The sequence below is a fragment of the Reichenbachiella sp. genome, from assembly GCF_039944555.1.
Classification (GTDB): domain Bacteria; phylum Bacteroidota; class Bacteroidia; order Cytophagales; family Cyclobacteriaceae; genus Reichenbachiella.
The window spans coordinates 555,342-572,055 of record NZ_JBDUYN010000008.1 but is presented as its reverse complement, the minus strand read 5'-3'; the positions used below and the strand labels follow the sequence as shown (position 1 = coordinate 572,055).

Below are 16,714 nucleotides of genomic sequence, written 5' to 3'. Positions count from 1 at the left end.
GTGAATAATGAAATTCAAACTAACTCACATCCATGTTACCGCGTGTCACAGCTGGGTAAAGGGATGTCACAAGTTGTAACAGACCTTGAATCATACCATTTTATAGCCCATGCCATGTACTGTAAGGATTATTTTAGGGTCGTTGGGATTATGCTCAATTTTTTGTCGCAGGCGCAAAATGAAATTGTCGATGGTCCTGGTGGTAGGAAATTCATCGTAGCGCCAGATGTTTTTCAAAAGATCATCACGCCCTACAATCTCTTGTTGATGTTCTTTTAGAAAATGCAGTACCTCAAATTCACGATGCGACAATTTGACTTCCTCATTGTTCTTTATGGCAACGAAATTCTTAAAGTCCACTTCCAACAGTCCAATTTTTTCGAAATGTTGGTTGCCGGTAGAGTCACTTGATTGTGATCTTCGTAAGATGGCTTTTACCCTAGCCAGAAGCTCTCTGAGGCTGAATGGTTTTGTGATATAATCATCAGCACCCAGTTCAAGGCCTAGTACCCGGTCAATTTCTTCGCCTTTGGCAGTCAATAGAATGACTGGCACATCATTACCTTCTCTTCTCAGCGCTTTGCATACATCGAATCCTGACATTTCAGGCATCATGACATCCAGAATTACTAAGTCATATTTTTTTTCCTTCAAATTTTGCAAGGCCATTTTGCCGTTTTCGGCCAGATCAGCCTCATAGCCTTCGAACTGAAGATTGTCTGCCAGTCCTTCGCGCATAGCAGGTTCATCATCTACTACAAGAATTTTTATCATATTATGAATGGGTTAAAGGAAACTTAAGCGTAAAAGTACTACCATGACCAGGCTTTGAGTCGACAGTGACTTCCCCCTGATGCGATTCCATCACATGCTTGACCAAACTGAGCCCAAGACCGGTACCTTTTGTTTTTTGGGTCAATGCACCTTCGACACGATAGAATTTATCGAAGATATGTTTTTGAGCTGTTTTTGAAATTCCCCCACCATGATCTTTTACACTACAGCAGGCGAACTCACCTTCCAGGTAAGTAAGTACCTCGATAGCATCATTGCCATTACTATACTTAATGGCATTTTCTATCAAATTTGAAAGCGCTTCTTCAAAAGCCTGGGGATCTACCGAGATCGGTATAGGGTTAGGCGAAAGATTCAATTCGCAATTATTTTTATTTTCTTCGAAGTAATGCGAAAAGTTCGTATGGATGGTTTCTACCAATTCATTCAATTCTTTGTTTTCGAATTGATAAGTTTTTCTGTTCGCTTCTATTCTGGAGAAATCAAGAATATTGTTGACCAAATAGGTAAGGCGTCCGGATTCGTGGTGAATTATCTGATAATAGTGCTTTTTCTTTTCTTCTGATGAAAGCCTGCCAAGCATCAGCGTTTCTGCATACATTCTGATTAGCGCCAGCGGGGTTCTTATTTCGTGCGATACATTGGAGACAAAATCAGATTTCAACTGTGCAATTTTCAAAGTGCTTCTAATACTTCTAATCACTAGTAGAGTACCGACCAGCACGGTCACTAGAGTGAATAGGAGAAAGTACAAATTATTCCTGCTTCTCGATTTGATGATGTCAGTATAGCTCTCTCCTTTGGGTTGAATGGCTAAATAAGTATCCGGCAAGATCCAAAGTGGCTTTCTTACGGAGCTCCTGGCTATATTGAACGAATCAGTCTGGTATAAGAATACGGGTGGCCGGACATCTTCATCCTGTTTGTATACAACTAATCGAAATTCATCCTGATCGATTTCCTGCATTTTGGACCCTAAAATTTGCTCCACCCAATAGGTAGGTTCAAGAATGAATAAGGCGTTGTACAATACGGAATCCTTATCATAGACCATTGCCGTTATTCCAGTTTGGTCTGTTTTGAGCCCATCAATGGGAAGCCATTCTTCCGCAGGTTGTATTTTTTGAAATCCTGCCGCCAAATAGGCAGTCAACCGACGAAGAGTGGAATCTTTTTCGTCATACCAGGCATTGATCACCTGTTGTGCATTTTCACCCTTTATCACATAATCATTTACACATATGCTATCGTTTTTAGTAGCCATTTCTCTTAGCACTAGCATCTGAATGGACTCGTTGCCCAGGGTAAGATCAAAGGCATTCTTCGAAATGGGGGCTTGCGCATTAGAAAGCCTTCTTACCCATTGACTCATCATGTCGTCTGCATATTGATTCAATGAGAAGAGCACGGTTTCCATTTGCTTTTCATATACTGCATTGGCCATTTCTTCATCCTCTTCCAATGACTGGATTTGCAGAAATGCATAGATCAGGAATGGAACTACAATGAGAAAAAGTATCAGAAATACGGGCTGAACCGGTTTATTCATTTTTTGCAAAAGAATTGGCTGGCTAAAAATAATCGTTTTTAATGGAGTTCGCGAATTGCAATATAGGCCCTGCTACTCATTCCGAAGTGTATCGGCCGGATTGGCCCTTGCTCCTCTGTAAATAGTAACACTGGTGGTTACTATACCAATAATAAAAATGGCTAAAGAGCTAAAAAGGATTGGCACAAACTGGACGGAGATGTGAAAGGCATAAATCAAATCCAAAATCCAGTTTGTACCGAAATACCCTCCGATACTTCCTAGCAACCCTGCGAGTACCAGGATAATGATAAACTCCTTGTTCAACAGATATAAAATGTTTTGTGTGGTAGCCCCCAATGCTTTTCTTATGCCAAGTTCTTTGGTTCTCCTCGCTATATTTAGTGAAGCGAGTGAGTAAATGCCTGACGCTGAAAGCAAACCGCCAAGAATCGTAAGAAAAAGGAATATTTTTTTCAGATTGCCATTTGTTTGTCTGGTTCCGGCAAGGAGCAGATCTTCCTGATAATTGCTTACATATGGCTTGGTCGGGTACATCTCCTTCCAGTTTTTTTCCAGGTAATCGTTCACAGTTGCTAAATCCTCTGATTGCGCTCTGACTATCATGTTTCTCCAACGTTCTCCGTACGTAGCATAGAAGATATACGGCTCCGGGTCTTTTGATCTGAACACGTTATCTACGAAGTCTTCGATCACGCCAATTATTTTCTTCTTCTGTTCGCGTACCGTTACATACTGTCCTATGGGATCTCCCTGAATATTCAGACTTTTGAGGAACTGTCTGCTGACTACGGCAGCATCCTTAAAGTCATTGGTCTTGTGATAGTCTATGGCTTTTCCCTGAATAAATTCAAAGTCCATGGTTTCGAAGTAATTTTCGCCAAACTCCAGGTGCTGCACTTCAAATTCCTGACCTTCAAAAGAAATAGGATTTGGATAGGTACTGTATCCGATTTGATGCTCAGTAGACCCTACTTCCTCAATTTTTGGATTCAGTCGGGCTTTGGCTGCCAAAGCGTGATATTCATGCTCACTTTTAATATCAATGAGCATCAGTTTCTCCTTATGATAACCAAAATCAATGTTTTCCTGAAATTCAGTATTTTGAATAAAAACAACTCCTCCTATGAGTACTATCACTGAGATGGCAAATTGAACAGTCACCAATGACCTGGTCAGAAAATTAGTGCCCTTTACCTTTACATTTCCTTTGAGCAAATTGATAGTATCCAAATTTGCGCTGAACAGGGATGGATAAATACCAGCCAGTATGGATGCCATAGATACTAACAGCAATAACGTGACAATCAGGTTGACACCACTCAAATCGGACATACCATAAGGCAATTCCCACATGGCCGTAAATTCCGGAACGATGATCGCAGACATGGCATATCCAGCCAATAAGGCCAGAATTGTGACTATCGCCGTCTCCAACATGAACTGAGTCACAACTTGCTTTTTATTCGCACCCATCGATTTTCTAACTCCTATTTCCTTGAGCCTGTTGGCCACCATGGCTATTGAAGTATTGGTTAAATTAAAACAGGCAATGAGCATAATCATGACCGCCAGGACAATGAAAATAAGCAATGGTTCGGTAGGTATGGGTGCATTCATATATGACCAGGTTAGGTCATTTTGATTCAGTTTGGTTTTGAAGGGTACCAGGCTCACTCTTTCTACCACTTGCTCTTTGAAAGCCTCGTTTCGTCTGGGTAGGTAGCGATCAAAGAAACCTGCAATTTCTTCGGCCTTCTCAGGGTCTTCCAACTCGAATAAGGTGGCAGGCACATTCCAATCCCCCCAAACTCCCTGATCCAGCGCCCTCATTTCTTCGAAATGTTCAAACCGCATGAGCATCGGCATAAAAAAGGAGTTGTTGACTGGTATTTTGGCCAGCACACCACCTACAATTACTTTTTTCTCAACACCCCGTGGGAAGTTCAGCGTCAATACCTTTCCAATAGGGTCATCATCTCCAAAATATTTGATCGCAATATCCTGGTTGATAAAAATACTGTGTAGGTCCTTAAAAGCTTCGTGACTGCCGGCGGTCAAAGGCAGGTCGAACATCTCGAATAAGGTACTGTCGGCATAGCTAATGTACTCTCCAAAAGTATTGTTGATATTAGTTTCTTTGTTGATATAACTCACACTCGCACCCCCACCTTGACTGCCCGCAATCCTAACAAATCTTTTGATCCCGGCGATATCCTGTGTGGCCATTGGGCCTACGGGAGATGGAGTACTCACCGCTTCTTTAAAGTCAGACCCATTGATCACAACATGCGAATGCACGCGGAATATGCTTTCCACTTTTTCATCTTCGTGAAAATCATCAAACTCAATATTGAAGGCGATGAGTATATAAGCCGTCAGGCAACAAGCCATGGCAATGCCCAAGCCAAAGGTATTGATGATGACATAGTTTTTGTTTTTGAGTAGGTTTCTAAGGGCTATGAGTAGATAGTTCTTGATCATGGTTTATAGACGTTTGACCAAAGATGCCATGGATTCCATCACAATCCATAGATTTCATTTCACACGTTGTCATCGAATTGTCATAGTTTGTCACAATCCACCACATTTATTGGTTTTAGTGCACTGAGAAGCGTTGTGTGTTTTGAGCGGTCTTACGATCGTCTATCATTTCTACCAATTCCTTGTACGATTTTTCATTTCCCTGCTGAACGGCATTTTTAAGTGTCTGTTTCCAAGGGGAATGAATGTCTTTTGCATCTAATTCGGCCAGGATGGTATTGACTTCGCCTACTTGATAAACTTCCAGTTGAGTTAATCTGGCCGCTATCGTAACTAGCTTTTTTCGTTCACTTTCAAGAATTAAGTCATGCTTTTCTCCTTTGAAAGATACTCTTGATGGCATTGGTAATGCTGGACTAGAGCGAACTGATGATTTAATCGGAAGTAAAACATCAAATTTGGTCCCTTTTCCAATGGTAGACTGAACTTGTATTTCTCCTCCTTGTGATTCCACCGCCAGCTTACAAAAAGTTAATCCAAGCCCTGTAGAAGCAGTTTGTTCGGGTGTTTTGGGGGAATCTATCCAGAACCTATCGAAAATTCTGGAAAGTTTTTTTTCATCAATACCTTCACCCTGATCTTCTATGCTTATTATGCAATAGTGCTCCCCATTTTTTTGAGTATACGAAACGTTGAGAGTAACAACTTTTCCAGGGACTGAGAATTTAGCCGCATTGTTTAGAAGATTAACTAATACTCTAATTATGATTTCCCAATCTACATTTACCTCAATGCCTCTTGGTATATTGATAATCAATCTCAAAGAGTTAGTTTGAAATAATGAGGCTACTTGCAATCTAGCTTCCTCTATGAGTTCCATCAACTTGAAATGTTCGATTTGAAGGGGGATTTTAGTTTCCTCAATCCGCTGTATATCGAGCATATTAGTTATCAAATTCAGTATGGTATTCCCTGATTGCATAATGCGCTTCATCCTTGGATCAAGAGATTCGTTTACCGAAAAACACAGTATCGTATTGAGGGAGTTTTTGATGTCATGGGCAATCATCTCAGTCAATCTTTCTTTAAACTCGTGATTTCTTTTCAGTTGTCTGTTTTGTCTGATTATGAGTTTATAAGATTTCAGAAGATTTCTGAACAGCACATATGAGGTGATCAAAATGACCAGAAGCAATAGGAATGAAACAACAACAGCCACATGCTGAAAATCTAAATATGGTTTTTCAATTATATCTTCGATTGTTGACTTCTCAATGACTCCAGTTGCCCCAGGTACTTTCAAGATGGCAATACTTGCGAGAGTTGATTCGGTATCAGCAATCATATGTCTATTCAGAGAAATGCAAGGTTGAATGAGCAATAAAGTGATAAATAAAAGACCCCATCGCCGGATTGTTCCTTTAGATAATAAAGTATAACTAAATGCACTAGTCATATTGGTAGACAGTTAAATTGAATGAACATACTTTTTGACATTGTCATGAAAAACGACTTTAGAAAAGGCTGCTTGGTATGTCGAAAGAAATAGCGCAAAGAGAAAAAGTGGTTCTCTCATGTGTCACCCAGTCGCCAAATTCCAAAGAACTGATGGTTTATTATTCATTTTGAAATAAGCAGGTGGCTTGATCAAATCCACAGTTAAGCAACTTTTTTAATCCAGTGTTGGATTCGAAAGTGATTAACTTAAGCAGAAAATCTATTACGATCTAATAATGCCATGGTGTGATTATTTTACCCCAATCAAAGTCAAAAAATTGGGTAGGATAAATTAATATGTTCAGTTAGATACAGCTATCGGGATGCAGTCAATAGTAGAATCATAAAAGTATCTTGTCAATAAGTCAGAATTCTATCGTGCTCTTGGTTTAGGAAAAATTGTAGTTTTGCCTAAAACCTTAGGCACATTTGTAAACCTATATGGAAGATTCTTTACTACATCATCAGATACGGCCCAGGTTTCGAATAGAGACCTCACTCACGCCTGCTGAAATCGAGACTAAGTTGTCAAAATCTGTTTCAGAAGATCAGGAGTCGGTTGGAGGTAAGGTCATACCAGGTCATGCAACTCTTACCTTGCCAGAACGAGATCAACACTATTGGTCACCGCAGTTGACCTTGAGTTTTGAGGAAGCAGAAGGCCAATGTCTGCTCAGAGGCATGTACAGTCCAAGGCCTGCAGTATGGACCATGTTTGTACTTTTCTATTCCGTCGTTGCATTTGCTTCGCTGGTTATTTCTATTGTTGGATACTCTAAATGGTCTTTAGGGCAATCAGCCGGTATTCTTTGGCTTGTCCCGGTGCTGATGGTTATTTTTCTGTCACTCTATTTGGTTTCGTATACGGGTCAAAAGGTGGGTAGAAAGCAAATGATTACACTTCACAATTTTGTTGAGGAAACCCTGGGCATTAATATTAGAGAGGAATAACATGATGCTAAGGGTTATACCACATTTGGCTGTTCCTTATTTTATTTACACAACTACAATATGAAGGGGTCAGTGAGTTGGACTAGGGAAATTTATCAATCAATGACATTTGTGTTATTGATAATTTTAAGTTTGGGGTGTGCAGATGAAGAGGAGCCAGATGAGGGTAGTAACTTCACACTTGAAATCGGGAAACCCATAGAATTCAAGTATGACCCAACTGTAGAAAACTCATTTGAAGATACGTACTATGGAATGGATTTAGCTTTTTATATCCCACCGGGAATAGAAGAGCTGAAAAATAGACCGCTTTTGTTTACCCTGTCTACACGGCGTAATAGAAGCGTATCGGGGAGCCTTTTGCCCATCATCCAAAAACATGGAATGATAGCAGTGAGCCCAATGAATGGTAATTCGGCACAATTTGAAGCTTTTTTTGAAGCCTTGATTGAGACAGAATATATTGATTCTTCAGAAACTTACATGTCAGGTTTCTCTAATGGAGGTAGGGACATCTATCAGCTCGCCTGGAGTCAGCAAGACAAGGTAAAAGGTGTCATTCTACTAGATCCCTCTGACTTTTTTTCAGGGGAACCATTAGAAAATTCGAAATTATCAATCTGCATTGTCTGCCAGGACGACAGAATTGGACAATACGAACCGGATATAACCAGTCTTAATGAGTTAGGAATAAAATCTAAAATGATAGCAGTCGAAGGCCTAGATCATTTTGGAATCCTGTCGTCGCTTACTATAAAAGAGAAAACAGATTGTTTTGAATTTGTGAGCGAGGGCAATTAGGCTTTCTTCTTTTAAATACTCCATTTTACAGCTCGCTATCTTATTCGAATTCCAATAATCTTCGAACCATCTTAATTTGACTGATAATCCCGTTAGTTGAATCCATTTTTTGAATAAACTGATATGTGTCAGTAAATCAACTGTGGTCAATCATTTGATCTCGAAAGGAGTCTATATACTTTTTCGCAATCAACGTTCGCGATTATGAAAAAAATATTGGTATTCACAGATTTTTCGAAATGCGCTCATCTGGCATCAAGTGTTTCAATAGAAATAGCAAGCAAGTTTGGGTGTGAAATACTTTTTGTTCATTACATGAACAATGTGCCTGATGGATGGGAAATAGGGTCGCTGGCATTTAGAAAAGGTTACGCTAACACCTACAGTGACTATTTAAAAAATTCATGTCAATTGGCAGAACTTGAACGTTCTGCAAGCGATGAAAAGGTGATTGCCAAAAGTAAGTTGATTTATAATTTTTCAGCGTCAAAACTAAGTCCCTTTATTGAGGAAAATAAAATTGACTACGTTATCATGGGTTCTCATGGCAGAAGCAGTTTTGAAGAATTTATGATGGGTAGCAATGCTCAGGAAATGGTAAGACATTCGCCAGTACCTATTATGGTGATAAAACGGAAGTTTAGCATTTCGAAAGCCCACTTGATTTTTATTTCGGATTTTAGTGCTGAAGCAGATGGCGCATTCAATAAGTTGGTTGATTTTTCGAATTTAATAGAAGCACCCGTAAGTCTATTGTATGTTAATAGTACCAAGAAAAATGCCGCAAGAAAAAAAGAAGACAGAGAGCGGGCGGAAATGCGAATGTCAGCTTTCAAATCAAGAGGAGGTACAAGCATACAAGAGGCGGAGATAGTCGATGAAAAATCCTTGGAAGCCGGTATTGAGAAATATTGCTCCTCTAAGACAAATCCTGTTATCTCTATGGGTACTCATGGCCGTCAAGGGGTTGAAAGATTGTTTTTAGGAAGTCAGACGGAAAAAGTTGTCAATCGCTTGGTGCATCCGGTAATAGGTCTGCCGATTTAGGTTGACTTTAAAGAAGGACGAACATCCTGGTCTAACTATTTTCCATCAATTCTAAGAATCAAGATTGTTTTATTCTGATTATTTTGAGATAAATTAGACTAATCAGTTCAATCTTCCAGTGGACGAATACAATCACAATTCAAAATCAACATTAGAATACAAACTTTTTAAGAGGACACTCTATTTTATGTTCATTACGGTAATCGTAGTATTAATAAATAATGTTTTTTATACTACTGTTTACGCGTTGATCATACTTGAATTGATTGCTTTGGTTGCGGCCTCTATTTTCTATTGGTTGTTGATAAAAGGGCATAGTGTAAGAAGGCTATCTTCAATGCTGGTCATTTTTTTATTTGTATTGATCGATATAGGTACACTTACCGGATCAGGACTTCTGGTTGGCAATGTTGTAATCTATTTGTTGATAGTTATTGTGATGAATTATTTAATTCCACTCAGGAAAAAAAACCTGTTTGGAATGTTGGCCTTTCTGAATCTTGTATTTCTTGCCATTCTTGAATATCGATTACGACCGGAAATCACATTTGATAGCTATGACAGCTATATGATCGATAAAAATATTTTGGTTTTTTTGGGCTTTGGAATCTGTTATTATCTCACGGGCCATATGAGGGAAAAATATGAAGAAGAGCGTACACTCAGCCTCAAACAAAACGAAGAATTATTAGAAAAAAACCGAAAAATAGAAACACAAAATATTGAGCAAAGAAACCTTACCGCCATCATCGCCCATGACCTTAGGTCACCATTGAACAATATAATTGGCTTATCAAGCATTCTTAAAGAATCAAATACGCTATCTCAAAAGGAGGAAGAACTTGTCGATAGAATGACGTCAATTGCAGATACAGGTAGAGAATTGATTTCTGAAATCGTTGACATGTCAAATTTTGAAGAAGCTGATTATCCGCTCAAATTGGAGCCAGTCAAAATCAATCAGTTTGTAGAAAATCAGGTGAATGCTTACGAGGGCCAACTCAAGGAGAAGAACTTGGAGATTGATTTAAAGTTTGGACCCAAAGATTCCGTAGTGTCTACGGATGTTCATTTGCTGGAAAGAATTCTGGATAACTTGTTGTCCAATGCCATCAAATTTAGTCCTGAGCATAAAAAAATTCAAATAAAAATAGAAGTCACAAGTGAGCGATTCATTGTCTCAGTCAAAGATGAAGGTCCCGGCTTTACCGATGTCGACAAGACCTTGCTTTACAGAAAATTTCAAAAACTCTCCGCCCGCCCGACAGGAGATGAAGCTTCAACAGGTCTCGGTCTGGCAATTGTAAAAGCGCTCATGGAACTACTTAGCGGTAAAATTAAATTGATTAGTGAGAAGGGTAAGGGAGCGGAGTTTGTGCTTGAGTTTCCGCTTGCACAGACAATCAAAATTTCGAACCAAAGTTAAGGTTCAATATGAGTATCATTTGAAATTTCCATCAACCAATGCAACCATCTGAGAATGCCTGTATCCTTAGATAGAATCTAAGGTGGGGGGTGTATTTAAAAAAAGCTCTAGCAATGCCGAGCTTTTTAGTAGTCCGTAGAGGAGGTGTTTGGATGTCCATCGATGTCCCCTTCTTTCCTTCTCTTTAATAAGAAATATTAGGGTTCTCCTTGTGCTGTCCACCTCTTTCTTTATAGGACACTCGAATCAGAATAACACCTATTGCCAAATTGATTATGGCGTGGTGGTCATGCTTCCCTCCTCGCCAATCCATGTCTTCATTTGGAAACCCCACATGTGGGTATAGTAAGTAGTCACTCGGTTATATACAATTATCAAGATACATTCCTTTTCCTTCCGTCTCATTGAACCCGGATTTAATATAGACTTTTAAGAATTTCATAATGTGTTCCACTACTTTCTATATCGATCGAACAAAAATGATACCTCGCTTGATCTAATCAAGCACTAGATGTTGAAAGCACAATTACTGTTGAGACCGTTCCTGTTCATTAAAAAGAACGGAAAATGTTAAACACTTTGGTGCGATACTGTTTCGATACCGGAATTTTTCTATTATCTACAAAGAGGGTATTACCTTCAAAACCATCGACTGCGTCGATATTGATAACGAAGCTACGGTGTACTCTCATAAATCGCTCGTCCGGAAGTTTTTCTTCCATCTTTTTCAGGACTGTAGAGTATATGAAGGAGTTAGATTTCGTATAAACGGTAGTATAGTTATTGTCTGCCTCCAGCAGCGAAATTTCATCGAGTTTCACGCGTTGAAATGAAGAATCTTTTTTGAGAAATAGGCTGTCTCGGATATTCATCACTTGATTTTCGGTCTGTTTAAAGTCCACATGGATCTGCCCATCTTCTTGGGTCAACTGATTGGTATAGTTTGAGAGCGCCAATTCGATGGCAATGAATATCTCCCGTTCATTAAAGGGTTTGAGAATGTAGGCATGTGGGCGTACTTTCTTGGCACGTTCTACAAGAGAGAGGTCTGCATGTGAGGTGAGAAAAATAAAAGGTATTTGAAACCTTTCATTTATAATTTCAGCCAGGTCGATGCCATCCTGCTTGCCCTTGAGTACGATGTCCAGCATGACGACGTCAGGTTTGTCCTGTGCTTCTAAATATTTCATCGCTGCTACCACACTATCCGCTATGCCCTTGATTTCATAATGTTTGGACAATCGAATGGCAATATCCTGAGCTAACAAGGTCTCATCTTCGACAATTAAAATACTGACTTTATTCATCCTTTAAAGTTTATAATTTCACCATTTTAGGCATACAAATTTCCCAGGAAGTCCCAGCTGCTGCATGGTTCGAAATGTCTCCATCTAACTGTCCGACTAGTGAATACACCAGGCTCATGCCAAAGGACGAAGAGTTATAGTTAGCATGAAATCCTATTCCATTGTCTTGGATCATTAAAACCAGATCCTTACCGATCTCCTTGAAACCAATGTTTAGCTCAGGATCACGGATGCCCTCATAGGCGTGTTTCAGGGCATTCGTGACCAGTTCGTTAACTATCAGAGCGAGGGGCACAGCCTGATCTATGCCAATGTTTATTTGAGCCAAATCAAACTGAGGCTTATCGACCTTTCCATAGCTGTAGCACAAATTCATGACTAATTCTTCAATATAGTCGCATACGTCTATTTCTGTATGATGGTCTTCGCTGTAGAGCTTGCGATGGATCAGCGAGAGTGCTTCGACCCGGTACTTGCCAGAAGCGATAGCTGCTTCTGCCGGATGCCCCTGTAGTTGGTTTTCTTGCAGGTTAAGCAGGCTGGCTACCATTTGGAGGTTGTTTTTCACGCGGTGGTTCAGCTCCTTGAGAAGGAGTGCTTTTTCCTGTTCTCTTTTGGAGACGACTTCTTTCTGATGAATCAGTGCCGTATTGGTACGCTCTACTCTTTTGCGACTACGATAGATCAGTATAGAAAAAATGGAAATCAACGCGAGCCCCACAAACAACCCGATGGCCAGATAACGTTGTTGGCGGTTGAGTTCACTCAATAGTGATATTTCTGATTCCCGTTTGTCGATCTCATAGCCCGCCTTGAGCCGCTCGATTTCCTGCACGTTCTTTTTATTGACCAGGCTGTCCTGGTAGACTTGAAACAACTGCTGGTATTGCAGGGCATGCTTAAAATCACCTTGCCCTTGATAAAGCTCAACCAGCATCTCACTAAAATCCCTGATTTGCTCTTTGAGTCCATGGTCTCGGGCTGTGGCCAATGCTTCAAGCATTTCGGCTTCGGCAATTTCATAGTGACCTTGCCTGGCATACAACTGACCGAGGTCGGCTTGATATACAGAGGAGGAATAGGGATCGCCCAGTTGGCGAGTCAGAGCAATGGCCGATTCCAGATAGGACTTAGCTGTGTCCAATTGGCCAAGTGAGTTGTAGACCATGCCCAGGTTACCGGTGGAGTAGGCAATCAATATATCACGTTCTGGTTGTTCTACTTTTTCTTTGAGTTTTAGCGCCCTAAGGAAATAATGAGTGGCGCTGTCATAACGCTCATTTAGTCGGTAGGCTTCTCCAAGGTTAAGAAATGATAACGAGACGTGTTTATGACTACTAAACTCAGTATAAACTGAAATAGCAGATTTCAAATATTTAATTGCTTCTGGGAATTCCTCATTAGAGATCGCATTTGACCCTAGCTGAACGAGGGTTGCAGCGGCAGATTCTGAGTCTCCTAGTTTTTGGAATATTTCTAATGCACCTAACGACGCTTCAGTAGATTCTATGGTGTTACCGAGATTCCAGTGATTAATGCTGAGTTCTTCAAGTGCTACAGCTATGAGCTGTGGGTTGCCAATTTTTTTCGCCAACTCCACTGCTTGCATTGAGTAATTAAGTGCAATTTGATATTTGGGATGATCATGAGCAATTTGGCGAACAATATTAAATCTTTGTTCATTGCTAATGATGGGTGATTTTAGTAAAAATATTAAGCTGTCTGCTGTTCTTTGACTTTGACCAGAAATTGGTGCAATGGGTAAAAAGAATACTACAGACAACGACCAAGCAGCAATAAGCTTGTTCAATTCTAACTTTTTGATGTGACTCTTGCCAAAGGATCAATCCTTCCATGCAGCTTTTTTGTCTTGTTATTACCCTTAGCGGTAAAGTTGAACACAACTCCATAGGACACGATGGTGCTGGTAGCTTTGGTAGATTTTTTAACCTCCGGCATTTGAATTGCACATGCTCCCGAATGATCACAAATAGCTTCGATGTACAAGTGTCCGTTTTGAGCCGCATTGCAGGTGTTTTTTGTCGTGCTGAAGTCAAATATTTCCGCCCAACAGCCTACGGCCTCGTCCAGGTCATTGGTGCTCAGGTTGCGCAATTCCATATAGTGCAGCCGCAGCGGGATGTTCTCTTTTCCTACTGCGATGGTGAGCACAGCCTTACTGGTGTCGGAAATCACGGGTAGGACTGGTGTGCTTCCCGAATCTTGCCCGGTGTCGATAGAGGATAAGAAGCGATCCAGTCTGATCGGGTCATAAGGAGAACCGGAGTTTTCCAGATACATTTCATCATTCAGGATATCATCAAGAATATGATCGTGAATGACGGCATTGAGTATCGTCTGCCCACTGGCTTCGTCGGTTAGGTTAAGTTGCATGATAATTTTTCACTAAATAGTTATAGGTGGTAAAACTAATCAACGCGAGGTTAATTTGATGACTATTGGTATATCGAACGCTTACAATTAGTGGAAAAGTCAATTTCATTCCCGCGATAGTACAAGTCATACACTTGTTATGCTTTTGAATGACCCTATCTGCGCAACCCCTTGTCAGTCTGAGCCTGTCTAAGGCCCTGTAAGTTTTAAGCGTTTCTTATAATAAATCTTACATCATTATGTGCTGGTACTTATTTTCGCCAAAGGATCCCACCAATATTGTTGTCCATTGATTTCGAAAAGCACGGAATATTTGATTACTGAGCCAATGGCAGCATCTGGTGCTACGTCTGTGGTCCATGAGCCGTCCGGCTGCACTACGGGAGCAGAAAAGAAATCATCCCCTTCCAGCACTTGAAAGTCAAACCCTACGATCTTCAGCCCTTCATGTTGTTCCAGGATCCAATTGACCTGCTGGCCGGGGACAAGCTCGGTGACCAGATTGGCTGCGCCATGGGTACGTGCCTGATAATCGGCTTCGCCATTGTACATGCTTATAAAATCGGGAACCTCATCACCGGGTTGGGCATAGGCGAGTACGCCCTCACTGTCTATGGTGATGTAGATATCGGCTGGTGAGGGTGTCTCGCCAGCGTCCTGATCATGGCCACATGTGGTAAAGAGCGTAAGTATTGCGATAAGCCAAAGTGGTGATTGAATAAAGGTTGGTTTCATAATTTTTTGTATTTAAATAAGTGGCGCAAGTATAATAAGAAACAGCGATATGGATATGGCAGCACAAAATGAATTAACGCGGGCCTAAAAAACATATTATCAACACCATCTGTCCTTTCGAATAGAGCGCAGCGGAATGAAAATCTATTTACACTTTTCAGGTGGGTTTTTCGTATGATTCGGAGACCACCTATAAAGTTGAAAGAGCAAGCATGTCTACCCTTCGAGTACCTCAGGGTGACATGCAATCTCTTGTCAGTCTGAGCATGTCGAAGACCAGGCAAGTGAATAGCATTTCCCCCAAACTATCATTTGCTTCCTTACCGAATCCAACCATTCACTCATGATACCTGTTCATTCACACATTTAATTTCAATTCGGTTTGTGTCGGTTCTATCATCGCTTCGCAATTGACGGACTGAAACCTTAAATCCACCTTTCATCGGTCATGAGCCGGCGGATACCGAAAAGCCGATGATTAAACAGAGTAGGTAACCAATAAAATCAATATAACTATGTCAACTGTGACACAAACAAAAACTTCTACAGGCACTACAGCAGCGCCTGGTAATTCATTGGCCAACACCAATGGCAACAATTTCTTATTGTTCAACAGCGACTGGCTAAAACTTCAGTCATTTATCACCTCGTGTATGCAAATGCCGATCACACAAGGTGATTTCACAACCAAGTATGGCACATTTTCCGATGAAACGTTGATTGAAAATTGCGTAAACGCGATGAAACAGGTGCAAGCACTGGGTACCATAATGGGCGATCCATCATCTTTACAGAAGAAAATCAGCAGTGATCCCAACTACGTTTCGGGAAAAACCGCACCTGGCGAGATCTATGCGCATTGCATTTGGCTGGCAGGTCAGTTGAATGAAACGGCAAGCACTTTCAATATGACCTGGTCGAGCTTGAGTGAAATGTATACAGGCTCTGCAAGCCAAAACGCAAGTACACTTAAGGAGATATTGACAGGAGAAGGTGGTTTGCAATCGAGCGCACAAACTATGCTTACCTACACGCAAGCATTGCAAAAGAAGCTGGCAGATTTTCAAACAAATTTTGATACCGCTGAGAAGGTGATTTTGACCTATTGTGACAAAGATTCGAAGGTATTGGCTGATGCTCAAAAGGATGTAACTGTAGACACCAGCTCCATTTCATCGCTACAGAGTCAGGCCTCTGAAGCGCATAGTGAATGGGAAAAATATACTATCGCGGCTACAACCGCTTCCATTGGCATTGCGGTGATCTCTATGGGTATCCTTTGGCCTGTAGCTGCCGGCGTTGGTGGAGGTCTTGGAGCTGCTGCAGCCAATGAAATGGCACTTTACAACAAATTGACAGGAGAAATTCGTTCTGATCAGGTAGATCTTCAAAAGAAAACCAGGTTGGTAACTGATTTGACTTCTTTCAATTTATCTATGGCCAAAGTATCTGGGTTGCTTACCAGCTTCGCCAGTGCATTGGCAACAATCGAAGGTGTATGGTTGGATCAAAACCAAAAGCTGACGCACATCGCCGGATTGGATGACGATACACTTGGTGACTTGCCTACTGTCATGCAGAAACTTGACATCCTGAACGCGCAAAAAGCGTGGGGTGTGATTGCCACAAACACAAGCAAGTTTACTACCAACAGTTTGGTCAACTACTTGAGCAATATCAAGTATCCTGCGCCAATTCCTGCTCAAAACTAATTTTTTTAAATGAGTC

14 protein-coding genes are annotated in these 16,714 nt (G+C 40.8%); 5 read left to right on the top strand and 9 right to left on the bottom strand.

What is annotated here, in order from left to right; genetic code table 11:
- Positions 1 to 90: 90 nt before the first annotated feature.
- The 4 genes from ABJD64_RS16135 to ABJD64_RS16120 all read right to left on the bottom strand — a co-directional run bounded on the left by ABJD64_RS16135 (position 91) and on the right by ABJD64_RS16120 (position 6,284).
- Positions 91 to 774, bottom strand: a complete 684-nt coding sequence (locus ABJD64_RS16135; protein ID WP_348183358.1) for a response regulator transcription factor — start codon at positions 772 to 774, stop codon at positions 91 to 93.
- Position 775: 1 nt separating this feature from the next.
- A complete protein-coding gene (locus ABJD64_RS16130; RefSeq protein ID WP_348183357.1) occupies positions 776 to 2,344 on the bottom strand; it encodes an ATP-binding protein in 1,569 nt (522 codons plus the stop codon).
- Positions 2,345 to 2,416: 72 nt separating this feature from the next.
- Positions 2,417 to 4,828 (bottom strand): FtsX-like permease family protein, encoded by a 2,412-nt coding sequence (locus ABJD64_RS16125; RefSeq protein ID WP_348183355.1) that lies wholly within the window; start codon positions 4,826 to 4,828, stop codon positions 2,417 to 2,419.
- A gap of 115 nt (positions 4,829 to 4,943) precedes the next feature.
- Positions 4,944 to 6,284: a HAMP domain-containing sensor histidine kinase gene (locus ABJD64_RS16120; protein ID WP_348183353.1), complete on the bottom strand. Its 1,341-nt coding sequence runs from the start codon at positions 6,282 to 6,284 to the stop codon at positions 4,944 to 4,946.
- Between the two features lie 482 nt (positions 6,285 to 6,766).
- Between ABJD64_RS16120 and ABJD64_RS16115 the strand changes: the two genes are divergently transcribed.
- The 4 genes from ABJD64_RS16115 to ABJD64_RS16100 all read left to right on the top strand — a co-directional run bounded on the left by ABJD64_RS16115 (position 6,767) and on the right by ABJD64_RS16100 (position 10,550).
- Entirely contained in the window at positions 6,767 to 7,276 is a 510-nt protein-coding gene (locus ABJD64_RS16115) for a hypothetical protein (RefSeq protein WP_348183351.1), read from the top strand.
- Positions 7,277 to 7,387: 111 nt separating this feature from the next.
- Positions 7,388 to 8,077 (top strand): hypothetical protein, encoded by a 690-nt coding sequence (locus tag ABJD64_RS16110; RefSeq protein WP_348208203.1) that lies wholly within the window; start codon positions 7,388 to 7,390, stop codon positions 8,075 to 8,077.
- A 204-nt stretch (positions 8,078 to 8,281) separates the two neighbouring features.
- Positions 8,282 to 9,124 carry a universal stress protein gene (locus ABJD64_RS16105; RefSeq protein WP_348183347.1) on the top strand — a complete coding sequence of 281 codons (843 nt, stop codon included), beginning with the start codon at positions 8,282 to 8,284 and terminating at the stop codon, positions 9,122 to 9,124.
- A 187-nt stretch (positions 9,125 to 9,311) separates the two neighbouring features.
- Entirely contained in the window at positions 9,312 to 10,550 is a 1,239-nt protein-coding gene (locus ABJD64_RS16100; protein WP_348183345.1) for an ATP-binding protein, read from the top strand.
- 273 nt (positions 10,551 to 10,823) lie between these two features.
- On the opposite strand, the gene ABJD64_RS16095 is transcribed toward ABJD64_RS16100, so the two are convergent.
- From ABJD64_RS16095 to ABJD64_RS16075, 5 genes are all read right to left on the bottom strand, one after another.
- Positions 10,824 to 10,955: a hypothetical protein gene (locus tag ABJD64_RS16095; protein WP_348183343.1), complete on the bottom strand. Its 132-nt coding sequence runs from the start codon at positions 10,953 to 10,955 to the stop codon at positions 10,824 to 10,826.
- Between the two features lie 146 nt (positions 10,956 to 11,101).
- Complete coding sequence (locus ABJD64_RS16090) at positions 11,102 to 11,857, bottom strand: LytTR family transcriptional regulator DNA-binding domain-containing protein (protein ID WP_348183341.1); 756 nt, start codon at positions 11,855 to 11,857, stop codon at positions 11,102 to 11,104.
- Between the two features lie 10 nt (positions 11,858 to 11,867).
- A complete protein-coding gene (locus ABJD64_RS16085; RefSeq protein ID WP_348183340.1) occupies positions 11,868 to 13,667 on the bottom strand; it encodes a tetratricopeptide repeat protein in 1,800 nt (599 codons plus the stop codon).
- Between the two features lie 2 nt (positions 13,668 to 13,669).
- Complete coding sequence (locus ABJD64_RS16080; RefSeq protein WP_348183338.1) at positions 13,670 to 14,251, bottom strand: hypothetical protein; 582 nt, start codon at positions 14,249 to 14,251, stop codon at positions 13,670 to 13,672.
- A gap of 237 nt (positions 14,252 to 14,488) precedes the next feature.
- On the bottom strand, positions 14,489 to 14,986 hold the full coding sequence (locus ABJD64_RS16075) for a hypothetical protein (protein WP_348183336.1): 498 nt from the start codon (positions 14,984 to 14,986) through the stop codon (positions 14,489 to 14,491).
- A gap of 515 nt (positions 14,987 to 15,501) precedes the next feature.
- On the opposite strand from ABJD64_RS16075, the gene ABJD64_RS16070 reads away from it, so the two are divergent.
- Positions 15,502 to 16,698 (top strand): hypothetical protein, encoded by a 1,197-nt coding sequence (locus ABJD64_RS16070; RefSeq protein WP_348195048.1) that lies wholly within the window; start codon positions 15,502 to 15,504, stop codon positions 16,696 to 16,698.
- Positions 16,699 to 16,714: the final 16 nt, after the last annotated feature.